We start from the raw sequence: 15,571 nt of genomic DNA on the forward strand, positions 1-15,571 counted from the left end.
GCATAAACCGGCGGAATGCTCCTCGCTGGAAATGCAAGCCCTCCCGACCGAACCTCGTCTTGTTCCGCGCGATAAAGCCTTGGCCGCCAGGAACGCCGGTAGCGCAAGGGCGTTTGTGCTATAATCGATTACGGAAAAAACGAACAAGGACGGATGAACATGCCCGATTATGACGAGGCCGGTACCGGCCGTTCCGCTCCTCGCGGAAGGCCGAGAAGCAGGGAAGTCCATGAGCGCATCCTGGATGCCGCCATCGCTTCGCTCGCCGAGACCGGCGTCGAGAAACTAAGCATCGAGGCGGTCGCCCAGCGGGCCGGAGTCGGGAAAACGTCCATTTATCGCAGATGGAGCCGTAAAGAAGACCTGGTGGCGGACGCTCTCGAACGATTGAAGCCCCCGCTCGGAACGCCGACGCGGGGCGAACTGCGCGAAGATATGTTCGAGCTGGCGCACGGCTTCGCTCAGAGCATGAACAACCCGCTGGGCAAGCAAATGCTTTCCGTGCTGGTCTCCGCTTTGTCCGGGAGCTCGGAAATTTCGGAGCTGTACTGGCAGAAGCACTCCTTGCCCAAAACGAAGGAAATCGCCGAATGGTTCGAGCGCTATCGCCGGAAGGAGCCGCTTCGGGAGGATGCGAACCTCGAGGTCGTCGCCGAGTTTCTGATCGGCTTTATCATGTACCAGCTGTTGATGAAACCCGCTTCCGCCGATCTGGAAGATCGGCTGAACGCCGGAATCGACCTGATTTTGAACGGAATACGCCAACCTCCCGCCCGAAACGATGGCGGACCCCGGGCGATCGGATCTCGCGATGGCTTCGCTCTCCCCGTCCGCCAGAGGCCAAACCCGCTACTCCACGTCCAAGCTGTGCAACCTCTATTTCGCTTACGGGCTCGATGAGCGGCTTCGGCAAGCGGGCCGGGCGATCGAGGTCCATGCTTTCAATCCGGGCATGATGCCCGGCTCCGGACTCGCCCGGGACTACAGCCCGCTGGCCCGCTTCGCCTGGAACTCGATATTGCCGCTGCTGCGTTTCGTCCGTCCGGGCGTGCGCACGACCCGGCAATCCGGAGCCGACCTGGCGCGGCTGGTCGCAAGCGAGCCGCCGGGCCGAACGAGCGGAACGTACTGGGACGGCTCCAAGCCCATCCCCTCTTCCCCGGAATCCTACAGCCGGGAGCGCGCCGCGGAACTTTGGAGCTGGAGCGCGGGCAAACTCGGCCTGGCCGAACATGTCTAGAGGATCGTTAGAGGAGAATCAAGGGATTCGGTCGTCCTTACCTCTTCGTAAAAATTTGAAAAACGACGCCGAACCGGTCCGTTACCTGGCCGTACGCCGGACTGAAGTAGACTTCCTGCAGCGGAAAGTCGACTTGCCCGTCCTGCCGCAGCGCGTCAAAAAGCGCCTGCGCCTCCTCCGCATCGTTCGCGGTCAGGCAAAGGCTGACGCGGTTTCCCTCGCGGTTCGGCTGACCGGGCAGAACATCGGCCACGAACAGCTTCCCGTCCCCGACCTTCAGAACGGAATGCGCCACCCGCCCTTTGTCCTCGGCGGGCAAGGCGGCTTCCGGGCCGCTCGGCGCGTCTCCGAACGTTTGCATAAAAACAACTTCCGCGCCGAGCGCCAGCTTGTAAAACTCGATCGCGTCCTTGGCTTTGCCGTCCAGCATGATGTACGGGGTCAATTCGAAATTCATCGGTTTGCAGCTCCTTTTGTCCGGGTGATTAGAGTTTTTTCGAACTCGGAGCCAGTATAAACGTTAAACGCGACAGCTTTCGTCTTATTTAAATCAATGAATCCGATCAAACGGTTCACTCCGGATGCTGCGGAGACAAATGCAGCTCCCGGTATTTGGCGGGCGTAATGCCTTCTTTCCGGCGGAAGGTGGCGACGAAATGGCTGACGTCGTTAAACCCGGTCATGGCGGCCACCTCTTTCAGCGCCATGCCGGGCGTCGCGATCATGATCTTCTTCGCTTCGCGAATGCGGAGCCGGATCAGAAAGGAATAAGGGCTCATCCCGAACGCGTCCTGGAACAGCTCGTTCAAATAGGAAACGCTCATCTGGGCCTGCTCGGCGATTTCCGGCAGCCCGATATTGGCCGAGCGGTTGCGCTCCATCCATTGCACGACCGGGCGCAGCTTGTCGTAAAACTGCGAGAGGGAGGGCTGGTCGTTTCGCCGTCCGAATTTGCGCAGCAGCATGAGAAAATGGTACATCTCGGTGGACGATTCCAGGCCGGAAAACTCGGGATCCCGGCCGGCCTTGTCGATCATGTCCCGGATGGCGTCGGCAAACGAAACCTTCTCCGTTTCGGTGTACAGGGCGGAAACGTTCATGTCCAGCGAATCCAGAATCGCCGAAGCGGCCGCGCCGCCGAACGTTACGTACACCGTCGACCAGCGGTCCGAAACCGGGAAGTAGCGATGCGGGGTAAACGGGGTCAGCAGCACGCCCTTGCCCGGCGTCAGCATGACCTGCCCGCCCTGGAACTCGAAGGAGCCCTCTCCCTCCAGCGTCTGCAGCCAATGATAATAGGGATAGCCGTCGGGCCGGTCGAAAATCCGCTCCCACGCGCTGTAGCCGATCGTTTCGATAAAGAGCGGAAGAGACCGTTCCACCGACGTAAACACGTTGCGAATGTTGTCATCGCCCCATTTCATGCGCATCCCTCCCTGCCGGTTGTTCTCTCATTATCCGACAAGGGAGGGCGCTTTTTCAACGGTTCGCTTGCCTGCCCGGACAGCCCAGTCCAACGCTCTTGGGTGCGGACCGTTCGGTCGCCGCCACCCCGCTAAGCCGCTATTCGCTATTCCTTGAACGCGTCCAGCGAGGGCAGCCTGTTGCCGGCGTAATCGAACAGCGTCAGGTTCGACCAGTTGTTCTCGTGCCCGACGGACCAGGCCGGCTTGGACGGAATCCAGCAGGGCTCCCAGTAGTAAACGCCGGCGCCGTGCCCTCCGGGCGTCGCGCGAACGGTTTCCATCAGCCTGCGAAGCCACGCCGCCTGTCCTTCCGGGCTCGCCGGATAGCCGGGGTACAGCCACTCCTCGGCATTGAAAATAAGCGGCTGCTCGTCGGGCGGCGTCATCGTCCACGGATAGGCGGCTTCCACGACGACGATATCCTTGCCGTAGCGGCTTGCGAGATCCGCGAGATTTTCCGTCAAATCCTCGAGCGTCCCGTGCCACCAGGAGTAATAGGAAAGCCCGATCACATCGAAATCGACGTTCATTTCGGCCAACTTGTCGAAAAAATAGCGGCTGCCGGCGTTGTCCCCGCCCCGGTCGATATGAATCATGACCGGAACCGGCGCCGCGCCCTCCAGCGCTTCGTTCAGCCCCCGAATGCCCGCGCGGACAAGCTCTCCGAGCTTGCGCCACTGCTCCCCGGTGTTCCATTCCCCGTCGACGCGTCCTTCGCTCCATATCATGCCGTTCGTAATCTCGTTGCCGATCTGCACCATGTCCGGCAGCGTGCCTTGCCTTTTCAACGCTTCGATCGTATCGCGGGTAAACGTCCGGACGGCGTCGGTCAATTCGGCGAACGGCAGCTTCTCCCATGCCTTCGGCATGTGCTGCTTGGACGGATCGGCCCAATAATCGGAATAGTGAAAATCGAGCAGAAAATGCAAGCCTTTCTCTTTGATCCGCTTGGCCATTTTTTTCGTTTTTTCGAGATTGCAATAATCGAAGGCCGGCTCGTTCCAAAGCCGCAGCCTCGCGGAATTGATCCCGCTGTCCTTCAGGATGTCGAGGACGTCCCGCTTTCTCCCGTTTTCGTAGTAAGCGCCGCCCTCCGTCTCGATTTCGTCGACGAACGAGATGTCCGCGCCTTTCAGAAATTCCTTTTGCATCGTATGATTTCTCCTTCTCTCTTTCGAATTCAGCCTTTCGTCCCCCCGGCCGTCAGCCCGGAAATGAAAAACCGCTGCAAAAACAGATACACCAGCGCGACCGGAAGCGCGATCAGAATGGCGCCCGCGGTGAATACGGTGAAATGGTTCGAATACTTTTCCGTGACGAAGTGATACAAGCCGACCGCCAACGTATATTTGCCGGAATCGTGCAAAATGATCGACGGCAGGATGAAATCGAAAATCGGCATCATGAAATTGGACAGCGCGACGATCGCCAAAATCGGCGTAATGAGCGGCAGCAAAATCCGGACGAACACGCGCAGCTGGCCCGCTCCGTCGATCTTCGCCGCGTCGTCCAGCTCCCGGGGAATCGTGTCGAGATACCCTTTGACGAGCCAGGCGTTGAACGGAATCTGCCCCCCGACGTAAATGAGGACGAGTCCGGTCAGCGTATTCAAAAGCCCGATCAGGTTCAGGAAAATGTAAAGCGCGACCATCGCCATCATGACCGGGAACATCTGCAGCAGCAAAAACGCATACAATCCGCTTTTGCGGCCGACGAAATCGAACCGGGACAGGGCGTACGCCGTCGCCGAGGTCACGATCACCGAGAGCAGGCTGGTCGAGGCGGAGACGATCAGCGTATTTTTGTACCAGGTCAGGTAGTCGCTTTCGGGACTCGCGAACAGCCATCTGTAATGCTCAAGGGACGGATGGCGCGGAAACATGCTGGCCGAGTACAGGCTCGTGCCCGATTGCAGCGACAGCCCGGCCGCCCAGGCGAGCGGGTAAAGAATGACGGCGAACGCGACGGCCAAAACGAGGTAAATGCCGGCCACTTCGAGCCGGGATGCCCAGCTTGCTTTCATTGGAAATTCCGCTCCTCCTTGAACGATTTCGACCGGCGGAATTGGAAGAAGGCGAACGCGATGACGACGAGGCCGATAATCAGGGAAATGGCGGCCGCCATGCTGTAGTTGTTGTTGGTGAACGTCAGCTTGTAAACCCAGGAAATCAGAATGTCCGTCCCCCCGGCCGTCTGGCCCCGAACCGCCGGGCCGCCGCCGTTGAACAAGTAGATGATGTTGAAATTGTTAAAATTGGTCGTGTACTGGATCAGAAGCAGCGGACCGGTCGCAAACAGCACGTGCGGCAGCGTAATGTGCCGGAACTTCTGCCAGCGGGTTCCCCCGTCCACGTCGGCCGCTTCGTACCATTCGTTCGAAATGCTCTGCAGCACGCCCGTGAACAGGGCGAATAGAAACGGGAAGCCAAGCCAGGCCTGGATGCCGATCAGCGCGAGCTTCGTGTACAGCGGGTCGGTCAGCCACGGCAAGCCGCTGCCGCCGAACCATCCGGCCAGCGTGCGGTTGATCGCCCCGAATTGGTCGTTGAACAGCGCGGAGAAAATGAGAATCGACACGAAGTTCGGGACGGCCCAGGGCAGGATGAGCACGGTCCGGATCAGCTTCTTGAACTTGATCCGCTTGTCGTTGACGATCAGCGCGAAAAACAGGCCGATGCCGATCTGCAGCGACGTCGAGACGACCGTCCAGACGACCGTCCACGAAAAGACGCTGACGAAGGAACGGTTCCAGAGCGGAACCGTGGCCAGCTGGACGAAATTGTCGAACCCGACCCAGTCCACCAGATTTTTCGGCGGCGAATTGTACAGGTTGTAGTTCGTAAACGCCAGCGAAATCGCGAATAGCAGCGGGAAGATGACGACGAAAACGAGCATCAGGAAGCCGGGAACGGTGAGCAGATACGGGAAGGTCCGCTCGTACCCGGATTTGACCGACTCCTTCCATGTCGGCCGTTCCCAGCCTTCCCGAATCCGAATCGCCTGCCTGCGCGCGTCGCGGACGTTCAGCGCGTAGAGGCCGATGGCGATCGCGAGCAGCAGCACGGACAAAATGCCGTAGACAAGCAAAAAAATCGAATGATCCAGCCTCGGGATCGTGCCGAGCGTGTAAATGCCCCAAAGGCCGAGCTGGATGAAATCCGCGAAAACGACCAGAAACGCCGCTTCGATGACGATAAAGGCGATTCCTTTCGCATAGCTTCGGTTATACAGCTGCCCCAGGCCGGCAAAAAGGAGCGACAGGACGAGAGCTGCCGCCGGGCTGTGCCCGGCCCGGCCGTTCGCGCCGCTTCCTTTTTCGCCCGGCGGCCGCTCAAGACGCGTTTCCATCGGGTCTCACCCTCGTTTTCATTTGCCGGATGCGGCAATTTGCTGCTCGATTTTTGCCACCGTCTCGTCCAGCACCGCCTGCACGTCCTGTCCCTGCAGGATGAAGTCCAGGGCGCTGTCCATCTCCCACACCGGCGTCATTTCCGGCACGTTCGGCATCGGAATGCCGCTGGCGATCTGATCGATGAAGCCCTGGTACAGCGGATCCCCGATTTCCGCCGTGACGGCCGTCCGCGCCGGAATTTCGCCCGTCGTCTCGTAATAAAGCCGGGCGTTCTCGTCGTTCGTCAAATACGCGGCGAGGTCCATCGCCCATTGCGGGCTGACGGAATAGGAGGACACGAACCAGCTTTTGACGCCGACGAAGGAGGGAGAAGGCTTGCCGTTGACGGACGGAAGCGGCGCCGTTCCGAGCTTGTCGCCGAGCTTTTCCCCGAACGTCTTGAGCGACCATAGTCCGTCGACGACCATGCCGGCCTTGCCTTCCGCGAACAGCGTCTGCATGATGTCGGTCGTGAGCGTCTCGGGGATGGCGTTCTCTTTCATGAACGCTTGGTATGCCGTCAACCCTTCCGCCGCGCCGGCGTTGTTCAGCCCGATGTCGGCCACGTCGTAGCTGCCGGGACTTCCGCCGAAAATGTATCCGCCGTAGTTGGCGATGAACGGGATCGCGTAATAGAAGTCCGGCACGATCAGAAAGCCGAAGCGGTCGTTGGCCGGATCGGTCAGGCCGGCCGCGGCGTCGGCGGCGTCTTCGACGGAAGCCGGCGCTTCCGCGACGAGCTCCTTGTTGTAGTAAAGCGCGTACGTTTCGACCGTAATCGGGTAGCCGTACGTTTCCCCGTCGTAGCGAACCGCTTCGAGCGCCGCCTCGCTGTAGCCCCCCGCCGCCTCGCCGTCCAGCTCGACCGGATCGGCCAGCCCTTGCGCGACGACGTCCCCGAGACGGTCCTGCGGCTGATAGAACAAATCCGGTCCTTTGCCGGACGGCGCGGCGAGCGCGAGCTTTTGAACCTGCTCCGCGCCGCTCACGGGCGTGACTTCCACTTCGATCCCGGTCTGCTCCGCGTATTTTTGCGCGATCTGCTCGACCGCCTTCAAGTGATTGGCATCGTCGTTCGCCCATACGACCAACTTCGCGGGCTTGGCCGCGTCGGTCGCGGATTCGCCCGTCGGAATCGCTTCTCCGCGATCCGGGGCGCACGCCGCCACGACGGCGGACAATACGGCGATCGCGACGGCCGCCGACAGTTTTTTGATAACCGGCATGTTGAGTCCCCCTTGCTTTTCTGCTCCGAACGCGAGGCGTCCGTTCACCTCCGATTATAAAGCGTTTCCAAACCGCTTTATATATAAGAAATGCCCGCCGGCGATATAAGAATCTTATGTCCGGATCGCGACGGCTGGCCGTCCTCTCGCTCATCGCAAAAGCCCGAATCGCGATCGCGAGGACCGGGATTCGGGCGGAAAAATCAAACGGCGGACACGGTCAATTCGTTTTATAAAGCTTCACGTTGTCCATGTTGATCCAGTTGCCGGCGTTCGCATCGGAGTAAACGCCGATCTCGATCTGGCCGTTCGTCACCTGGATGTTGTCGATGCGGATTTTGACCCATTTGGCCGCGCTGACCGGAAGATCCTGCTGCAGCTCGCTGCCGCCGTAGTTTTTCGCGTAAAGATGAACTTCGTTCTGGCCGCCGCCGTTCAAGATCCAGGCCGTAAGCGAGTACGTTCCGTTGGCCAGCCCGGTAATCGTCTGATAGGTCGAAGCCTCATAAGCGGTGGCCTTCCAGTGGGTAAGCTTGTAATCGCCGGTTACGCCGGGCTCCTCCACCTTGATCGCGTCGTAGTCGGACGGATTTCCCGCCCAAACGCCCCAGCCCGAAGGCGAATTCGTCCAGCCGTCCTGCTCGAAGTCGTGGTTGACGACCCGATTCGCCGGCACGCCCTCGTCGAATACGGCCAACGTGGGCAGCGCGTTCCCGTCGAAATCGAACAACGTCTGATTGTCCCACGGGTTGGACAGCAGCCCCGTATCGTTATTGTACAGCTTGCCCGCCTCCGTCCCCCAGTTGGCGCCTTCGACCGGAAGCCATGCCGGCTCCCACCAGAAAATGCCGCGACCTCTTCCGTTCGGCACGTCGCGGACGATTTCCGCCAAATCGCGGATGTAAGCCATTTGCCCGGCCGCCGAAGCCGGGTAGCCGCCGACGCTTTCCTCCGTCGTATAGAAGGAGTTGCCCAGGCCGTCGCCGTCGCCGAGCGTCCAGCCGTACGCGGTTTCGACGATCATGACGTCCTTGCCGTATCTTTTGCTGATGTCGTTCAGGTTGTACTGCAGCTCGCCCATCGTGCCGTGCCAGAACGGATAATAGGACAAGCCGATAATGTCGTAGTCCACGCCCTGCTCCTCGATTTTGTCGAACCACCAGCGGTACAGGTTGTTGTCTCCGCCATGATCCAGATGCAGCGCGATTTCGACGTCCTCCCCGGCGCCGAGCGCGTCGTCGATGCCCGAAATGCCTGCCGACAGCAGCTCGCCCAATTGAGTAAAATCGTCGATGCCGCCGCCAACCTTGCCGTCGTCCCACAGGATGCCCGAGCTGGTCTCGTTCCCGACCTGCACCATTTCCGGCAGCACGCCCTCGGCTTTCATCGCCGTAATGACGCCTTTCGTATAATTGTAGACCGCCGTCTTCAATTGGGCATACGTCAGGCTTTGCCAGGCTTTCGGCTTCGTCTGCGTGCCGGGATCGGCCCAAAAATCGCTCAGATGCAAGTCCAGCAAAATGCCCATGCCTTCCGCCTTCGCCCGCTCGGCCAGAGCGATGGTCGTCGCCAAATCGTTCGTGCCCCCGCCGTACGGGTTCCCGACACTGTCATACGGATCGACCCACAGCCGCAAGCGAACGTAATTCATGCCGTTGCCGCTCAAAATTTCCAGAGGATCCTTCTGAATCCCGTTTTCGTAAAAGCTCCCTCCCAACTCTTCCACTTCGTTCAGCATCGAGACGTCCGCACCTACGATCAGTCCGCCCGGGTTGATCGCCTGCGCTTTCGGACTTGCGGCCGGCAGCAGCAGCCCGAGCAAAAGAGCCAGCATTCCCAGTTTTCGCACCTGCTTCTTCATCCGTTTTGCACTCCTTTTGAAATGAGTTTTTGGCAGATGATGTCGAGGCCAGGATGTCCAATCGTTCCCGTCTCAAATTATAAAGCGTTTTCATTTTGCTAGATATATAAAAAACGCCCGCCCGGCGATATAACAATCTTATGCCGCCGGCAGGACGCGGCACATCCCGCTCGACGACCTGGAGGGCGCGACGGAGGAGGTTTGGGACGAGCTTTACGCGGTGAATGTGAAGGGGATGTTTTTTTGCGCGAGAGCCGCGGCCCCTTATTTGAAACAAAGCCGGGGAGCGATTGTCAACCTCGGCAGCATCGCGGGACTGACGGGCTCCGGTTCGTCCCTGCCTTACGCCGTCTCCAAAGCCGCCGTGCACGGGTTGACGAAATCGCTCGCCCGGGCGCTGGCCCCGGATGTCCGGGTCAATTGCGTAGCCCCGGGAGCGGTCGCCACAAGGTGGTGGGCCGGCAGGGAGGAGCAAATGCGGACGCTGGCTCCCCGGTTGCTGCTGCGGCGGACGGCCGCCCCGGAGGACATCGCCCGTTTGATCTGCGCCGCCCTCGAGCAGGAAGCGATGACTGGGCAAATCGTCACGGTTGACGGCGGGCAGACGTTGTAGGATCGGGCTACCCGCCGTTCCGATCCGGCCGTTCGCGCAAGGAGGCGGCGATCTCTTCCCGCGCTGCCTTCGGCATTTTGGCCAGCACCAGCTCGTACGATTCCCGGAACATCTGAACGACCACCTCGTCCGGAACTTCGCCGTTCAGCAGGACGGTGTTCCAATGCCTTTTGTTCATATGGTAGCCGGGCAGCACCGCGCCGGGATACGTTTCGCGCTGCAGCCACGCCTCGTCCGGCGATACCTTCAAGTTGACGCTTTCCGCCCCCGTTTGACGGCTCATTAACGCGAACATTTTGCTTCCGACGAACAGCACCGCCATATCCGGGTCGAACGGATACCGCAGGCTTGTCCCTTTATACGTTAACCCGAGCTCGATTAATTGCGCATGATTCACCTTTTCGTCCCCCCATCCCGAATGTTCGCAACCCGATTTTGTCCCTTAGCGGCGGAAATGGCGAAATTGCTCGGGCGTCACGCCGACCGCCTTCATGAAAACCCGGTAAAATTGGCTCGCGCTGGAGAACCCCAACCCGAACCCGATGTCCGTAACCGACTCGTCCGAATTCCGCAGCCGGCGCTTCGCTTCCTCCATCCTTAGCCGGAGCACGTACTGGTACGGAGTCGACCCCGTCTCCGCTTTGAAGGAACGGATAAAATGATATCGGCTTTGCGCCGCGAGTTCCGCCAGCGTATCGATCCGGATCTCTCCCGCGTAGTTCGCGTGAATGTAGTCCAGCACCCGCCCCAAAAAAGGATCGGTTCCGAAAACGGCCGCGGACGGCGCCCGCCCGCGATCCCGCGGCTGATTGCCGGACAAGGCGTTGTACAAATAGGACAGCACCTGCGTCTCCGTCTCTTCCTTCGCCAGCCGGTCCGACGGGTCGCAAGCCAGAAGGGCATTCGTCCATTTGCGGAACTTCCCGGCGACGGAAGACGGGTCGAGCCGCTGCCGCAAGGAAAACTCAGGTTCCTTCCCTCCGGCAAGCTCCTTCATGCGGCTTTGGCGGACTTTGAAAATCAGCACGCCGGATTGAAGCCCGATATGAAAAGAGTGCCGCTCCCGGGGATGCTGGACAAGCCCGTCTCCGATCTGCAGGTCGTAATCCTTGTTTTCTTGCGTGAACCGGCAAGCGCCGCGAATCGGAACGGTAATTTGAAACTCGTCGTCGTGAGTATGCGGGAGGTTGACGAACTCCCCGTCAATCCGCCACAGCTCCAGCTGCGGCGTCGCCATTTGTACGATCATCGTGGATCACCCGCCTTTATTATAGCAAATCGTGCTTTCGTTCCGGGCAATAATCGCGAAGACAACGCCGCAAGAGCCCGTTAAGATGGGAAAAAAAGAAAAAGGGTGATCCGAATGACCCAACCCGCGATAGCCGAAACGGCCAGGCAGGCGGCAGGCGCCATGCTGATCGGCGTCAGCGTCGCGCATTTGCTTAACGATGCGATGCAATCCGTCGTTCCGGCCGTATTCCCGATTTTCCAAACGTCGATGCAGCTCAGCTTCGCCCAGATCGGATGGATCGCGTTTACGCTCAACGTGACGGCCTCGATCCTGCAGCCGCTCATCGGGGCCTATACCGACCGCAAGCCGCTGCCGGCCCTGCTCCCGCTGGGCATGGCCTTTACGCTGCTCGGCATGATCGGCATGGCGCTCTCGCCCGGGTTCGCGGCCTTGATCGTATCCGCCGCGCTCGTCGGGATCGGCTCCTCCGTCCTGCACCCCGAATCCTCCCGCGTGGCGCATCTGGCCGCCGGCAAAGGGAGAGGGCTGGCGCAGTCGGTCTTTCAGGTGGGCGGAAACACCGGCCAAGCGCTGGCCCCGCTGATGGTGGCGTTTATCCTGATGCCCCAAGGGCAGCTCGGCTTCTTATGGTTCACGCTGCTGGCCGCCGCCGGCATCGCGATCCAATGGCGCGTAAGCCGGTGGTATCGGGAGAGAATCCGGCTCTTTCCGAAGCCGGACCGCCGCGCCGCCGCGGCGGAGGAGCGCACGCTGTCGCGCGGCTTTGTCGTCGCCGTGCTCGGCATTTTAATCCTGATGCTGTTTTCCAAATTCGTCTACCTCGCCAGCATGACCGGCTATTACTCGTTTTATTTTATGGAAAAATACGGTTTGCCGCTGGAGAACGCCCAAATCTCCTTGTTCGCCCTGCAATTCGCGGGGATGCTCGGGACGCTGCTGGGCGGGCCGTTGGCGGACCGCTTCGGAAGGAAAAAAATCATCTGGTTTTCGATTCTCGGCTCGGCGCCGTTCTCCGTCTGGCTCCCTTACGCCAGCCCGACCGGCTCCGTTCTTCTATGCCTGGCCGTCGGCGCAATTCTCATGTCCGGCTTCTCCGTCATTATCGTGTACGCCCAAGAGATGCTGCCGGGCAAGGTGGGCACGATAGCCGGCCTCTTTTTCGGCTTGTCCTTCGGCATGGCCGGACTCGGGTCGGTCGTCCTCGGCTGGCTCATGGACCGGACAGGCGTCGCCCTGATGACGGAAGTCTGCTCCTTTTTGCCTTTGCTCGGCCTGTTTGCGCTGTTTCTTCCCGGCGATTCCCGGATCATGCGCGATCGACAATCTTTGCGCCCGTAAAAGGAATTGCCAAAAAGATGTCGAATGTATCCTTTTATGATCAAAACCAGAACGAAATCCATCTTAAAATATACCGCCGTGATCCTTTTGTTCGTGGCCGTCCTTTTCGGGCTGCGCCTGGCATGGTCGCATTTTTTTTACACGCCGGAGCATCCTCCCGTCGTTCGGGGCGTGCTCGACATGCGGGACTGGGACTTCGATACTCCCCGGTCCATCCCGCTGGACGGAGAATGGGAGTTCTATCCCGATGCCCTGCTTTCGCACGAGGATTTCAAGGAAGCGAATCCGGAGCCCCGGTACGCGAACGTTCCCGGAGACTGGAGCGCCGCGTTTCCGGACGATTCCGGCGGTTCGAGCGGCTCGGGCGGTTCGTACGGTTACGGCACCTATCGGCTGCGCATTCTGATCGATTCCCCGGACCAGCCCCTTGGGTTCTGGTTTCCGCGAATCCAGTCCTCTTCCACCGTGGAAATCAACGGTCAGCCGGAGGCGCTGTTCGGCCGTCCTGCCGAGGATGCGGATGCGTACGTGCCGGAAGTCAGCTCGTATACGGCGACTTATATCCCCGACGGAGCGGAGGAGATCGAGCTGCTGATCCGGGCGGCCAACTACGACCACCCGTATGACGGCGGCATCGTCCCTTCCGTGCGCTTCGGTTCGCAGGCGGCGATCGACACCGAGCGATGGTACTCGATCGGCTTTCAGCTCGCCACGTTCTTCATTTTGATGCTGCACGGGTTGTACGCGTTTATCCTGTATCTGTTCAAGCCCCGCGAGCGGACGTTTCTCGTCTTTTTCCTGCTGCTTCTGGCCGCCGGCACCACGATCGTGTCGGATCACGACTTCGTTTTGCAACTGTGGCTTCCGTTCGACTTTGCGTGGATGGTCAAGATCAGACTGCTCTCGTATATGTGGCTTTCCTTCTTCATGCTGCGGATGGCGCTGAAATTTTCGGCCCTGGAGTCGCCGTCCCTGACCCGGTGGGTCCGCATTTACACCGCCGTCCTGCTGCTCTATTCCGGCTTTCTGGCGGTCGCGCCGGCTTCGCTCGTTTACGTCACCAGGGAATGGCGGGTATTTTCCGTGCTCTATCTGGCTCCGCTTATCTGGTCCGCCTATTTGTTCTGGAAAATGTTCTCGCGCAACAAGAACGACGGCATTTTTCTGCTGCTTGCCGCTACCGGCGTCTTTTCCAGCGCCTTTTGGGGAATCTTCATCTTCAACAGGGTCTACTACCCGATCGATATTATCGCGGCGATTATCGGCTTCTCGACTTACTGGTTCAAGCGGTATTTCCGCAATGCCGAGGAGAACGCCAAGCTGAACGAGCAGTTGCTGGCGGCCGACAAACGGAAAGACCGGTTTCTGGCCCATACGTCGCACGAGCTGAGAACGCCGCTGCACGGCATGATGAGCATCGCCCAAAGCGTCGCGATCAAGGAAAAGGAGTCGATGGACGGGAAAAGCGCGGAAGACATGCAGCTGCTCGTCACGATCGGCCGGAGAATGTCCCACCTGCTGGACGATCTGCTGGATGTCGTTCGGCTGCGGGAGAAGCGCATCATTCTGCAAAAGAAGCCCATATCCTTGTCTTCCGTCGCGTCGGGCGTCATCGACATGCTGAACTATTTGACCGAGGGGAAGCCGGTTCGGTTGAAGTCCGAAATCGAGGACTCGTTCCCGCCCGCGCTGGCCGACGAAAAGCGGCTCGTCCAAATTTTGTACAATTTGGTGCATAACGCGATCAAGCATACCGAAGAAGGAACGGTCGCCGTCTCCGCCGAAATCCGGAACGGCACGATCGCCGTTCGGGTAACCGACACCGGATCGGGCATGGACGAGGAGACGCAGGCGCGCATTTTTCTGCCTTACGAGCAAGGCCCCGGCGACGGCGGCGGCATCGGGCTCGGCCTCAGCATCAGCAAAGAGCTCGCCGAGCTTCACGGCGGCGGACTGACCGTGCGCTCCGAGCCCGGCAAAGGCTCGACGTTCGAGCTGACGCTTCCGCTTGCCGAACGGGCGGCCCTGCCGGAGGCTTCCATGCCGGACGAGCCGGTTCCGCCGCTTGCGGAACCGTACGCGGAAGTCGCCGCCGCCCGGAGCCTGGAGGGCGCTTCCGCCGCCGGGCGAAACGCTTCGCCCGCAGCGTCCCCGCCCGTGGGAGAGCATGGCGCGACGATTTTGATCGTCGATGACGACGCCGTCAACCTGAAGGTGCTCGCCGGCATTCTGGCGTCGGAGCCGTACCGCATCCGCTCGGTCACGTCGGCCCGCGAAGCGCTCGAGCTGCTGGGCGCGGAGCCGTGGGACCTGATAATCGCCGACGTGATGATGCCGCAAATGTCCGGCTACGAGCTGACGCAAAAGGTAAGAAAAAGGTTTTCCGCCTCCGAGCTGCCGGTGCTGCTGCTGACCGCGCGCGGCGAGCCCGCCGACATTTACGCCGGCTTTCGGGCCGGGGCCAACGATTACGTGACGAAGCCGGTCGACGCCATGGAGCTGAAATACCGCATCTGGTCGCTTACCTCGTTGAAACGATCGGTGCACGAACAGCTGCGTTTGGAGGCCGCCTATTTGCAGGCGCAAATCCAGCCCCATTTTCTGTTCAATACGCTGAATTCGATTATGGCGCTAAGCGAGATCGACTCGGAGAGAATGCGCAAGCTCGGCAACGCGTTCACTTCGTATTTGCGGATCAGCTTCCACTTCCTGAACACCGGCGAGCTGGTTTCGCTCTCGCACGAATTGGACCTTGTGCGAGCATACCTGTACATCGAAAAAGAGCGCTTCGAGGATAGACTGCAGGTGTCCTGGGAAGTCGAGCCGGGAATCGACTTCCGGCTTCCTCCGTTGACGATCCAGCCGCTCGTGGAAAACGCGGTCCGGCATGGCGTGCTGCGGCAGGCGGACGGGGGAACGGTCCGGATTCGCATCGTCCGCCGGGAACGGTTCGCTCTCGTCGAAGTGATCGACGACGGCGCCGGCATGAGCGAAGAACGAATCCGGGAATTGCTGAAAGCGCCGAAGAAGGACAAGTCCGGAATCGGTCTGTCCAATACGAACCGGCGGCTGTTGCAAATGTACGGCAAAGGATTGTCCGTTCAGAGCGAGCTCGGCAAAGGAACGACGGTGTCGTTTGAAATTTCCGACCCGGGCTGACGGCAGACCGCCAAGGGCCGCGCTC

13 protein-coding genes and 1 pseudogene are annotated in these 15,571 nt (G+C 60.1%); 5 read left to right on the top strand and 9 right to left on the bottom strand.

Features of this window, described 5'->3' with window-relative positions:
* The first annotated feature begins 159 nt into the window (after positions 1 to 159).
* Positions 160 to 900: a TetR/AcrR family transcriptional regulator gene (locus B7E11_RS03420; RefSeq protein ID WP_080832453.1), complete on the top strand. Its 741-nt coding sequence runs from the start codon at positions 160 to 162 to the stop codon at positions 898 to 900.
* A complete protein-coding gene (locus B7E11_RS03425) occupies positions 812 to 1,240 on the top strand; it encodes a Rossmann-fold NAD(P)-binding domain-containing protein (RefSeq protein WP_139787053.1) in 429 nt (142 codons plus the stop codon). Before B7E11_RS03420 ends, B7E11_RS03425 begins: the two co-directional genes overlap by 89 nt.
* 37 nt (positions 1,241 to 1,277) lie before the next feature.
* Here the strand turns inward: B7E11_RS03425 and B7E11_RS03430 are convergent, their stop codons facing one another.
* From B7E11_RS03430 to B7E11_RS03460, 7 genes are all read right to left on the bottom strand, one after another.
* Entirely contained in the window at positions 1,278 to 1,697 is a 420-nt protein-coding gene (locus B7E11_RS03430) for a VOC family protein (protein WP_080832226.1), read from the bottom strand.
* Positions 1,698 to 1,812: 115 nt separating this feature from the next.
* Entirely contained in the window at positions 1,813 to 2,664 is an 852-nt protein-coding gene (locus tag B7E11_RS03435) for an AraC family transcriptional regulator (protein WP_240353177.1), read from the bottom strand.
* A gap of 146 nt (positions 2,665 to 2,810) precedes the next feature.
* Positions 2,811 to 3,857 carry a glycoside hydrolase family 53 protein gene (locus B7E11_RS03440; RefSeq protein ID WP_080832228.1) on the bottom strand — a complete coding sequence of 349 codons (1,047 nt, stop codon included), beginning with the start codon at positions 3,855 to 3,857 and terminating at the stop codon, positions 2,811 to 2,813.
* 29 nt (positions 3,858 to 3,886) lie between these two features.
* Positions 3,887 to 4,729: a sugar ABC transporter permease gene (locus B7E11_RS03445; protein WP_080832229.1), complete on the bottom strand. Its 843-nt coding sequence runs from the start codon at positions 4,727 to 4,729 to the stop codon at positions 3,887 to 3,889.
* Positions 4,726 to 6,054, bottom strand: a complete 1,329-nt coding sequence (locus B7E11_RS03450) for a carbohydrate ABC transporter permease (protein WP_080832230.1) — start codon at positions 6,052 to 6,054, stop codon at positions 4,726 to 4,728. Before B7E11_RS03450 ends, B7E11_RS03445 begins: the two co-directional genes overlap by 4 nt.
* An 18-nt stretch (positions 6,055 to 6,072) precedes the next feature.
* On the bottom strand, positions 6,073 to 7,323 hold the full coding sequence (locus B7E11_RS03455) for a sugar ABC transporter substrate-binding protein (RefSeq protein ID WP_080832231.1): 1,251 nt from the start codon (positions 7,321 to 7,323) through the stop codon (positions 6,073 to 6,075).
* Positions 7,324 to 7,543: 220 nt separating this feature from the next.
* Positions 7,544 to 9,184: a glycoside hydrolase family 53 protein gene (locus B7E11_RS03460; protein ID WP_080832232.1), complete on the bottom strand. Its 1,641-nt coding sequence runs from the start codon at positions 9,182 to 9,184 to the stop codon at positions 7,544 to 7,546.
* A gap of 145 nt (positions 9,185 to 9,329) precedes the next feature.
* Here B7E11_RS03460 and B7E11_RS03465 point away from each other — a divergent pair.
* Positions 9,330 to 9,797: pseudogene (locus tag B7E11_RS03465) on the top strand (SDR family NAD(P)-dependent oxidoreductase); the annotation flags it as partial.
* 7 nt (positions 9,798 to 9,804) lie between these two features.
* Here B7E11_RS03465 and B7E11_RS03470 read toward each other — a convergent pair.
* Positions 9,805 to 10,194 (bottom strand): MmcQ/YjbR family DNA-binding protein, encoded by a 390-nt coding sequence (locus tag B7E11_RS03470; RefSeq protein ID WP_080832233.1) that lies wholly within the window; start codon positions 10,192 to 10,194, stop codon positions 9,805 to 9,807.
* Positions 10,195 to 10,239: 45 nt separating this feature from the next.
* The gene (locus tag B7E11_RS03475; RefSeq protein WP_080832234.1) at positions 10,240 to 11,046 is read right to left on the bottom strand and encodes a helix-turn-helix domain-containing protein; all 807 of its coding nucleotides are present in this window, start codon (positions 11,044 to 11,046) and stop codon (positions 10,240 to 10,242) included.
* Positions 11,047 to 11,160: 114 nt separating this feature from the next.
* Between B7E11_RS03475 and B7E11_RS03480 the strand changes: the two genes are divergently transcribed.
* Together B7E11_RS03480 and B7E11_RS03485 are read left to right on the top strand one after the other, a co-directional pair.
* The gene (locus B7E11_RS03480; RefSeq protein WP_080832235.1) at positions 11,161 to 12,387 is read left to right on the top strand and encodes an MFS transporter; all 1,227 of its coding nucleotides are present in this window, start codon (positions 11,161 to 11,163) and stop codon (positions 12,385 to 12,387) included.
* A gap of 36 nt (positions 12,388 to 12,423) precedes the next feature.
* Positions 12,424 to 15,546, top strand: coding sequence for a hybrid sensor histidine kinase/response regulator (locus B7E11_RS03485; RefSeq protein WP_080832454.1), 3,123 nt, complete (start codon positions 12,424 to 12,426; stop codon positions 15,544 to 15,546).
* The last annotated feature ends 25 nt before the right edge of the window (positions 15,547 to 15,571 follow it).

Source organism: Cohnella massiliensis (assembly GCF_900169535.1).
Classification (GTDB): domain Bacteria; phylum Bacillota; class Bacilli; order Paenibacillales; family Paenibacillaceae; genus Cohnella; species Cohnella algarum.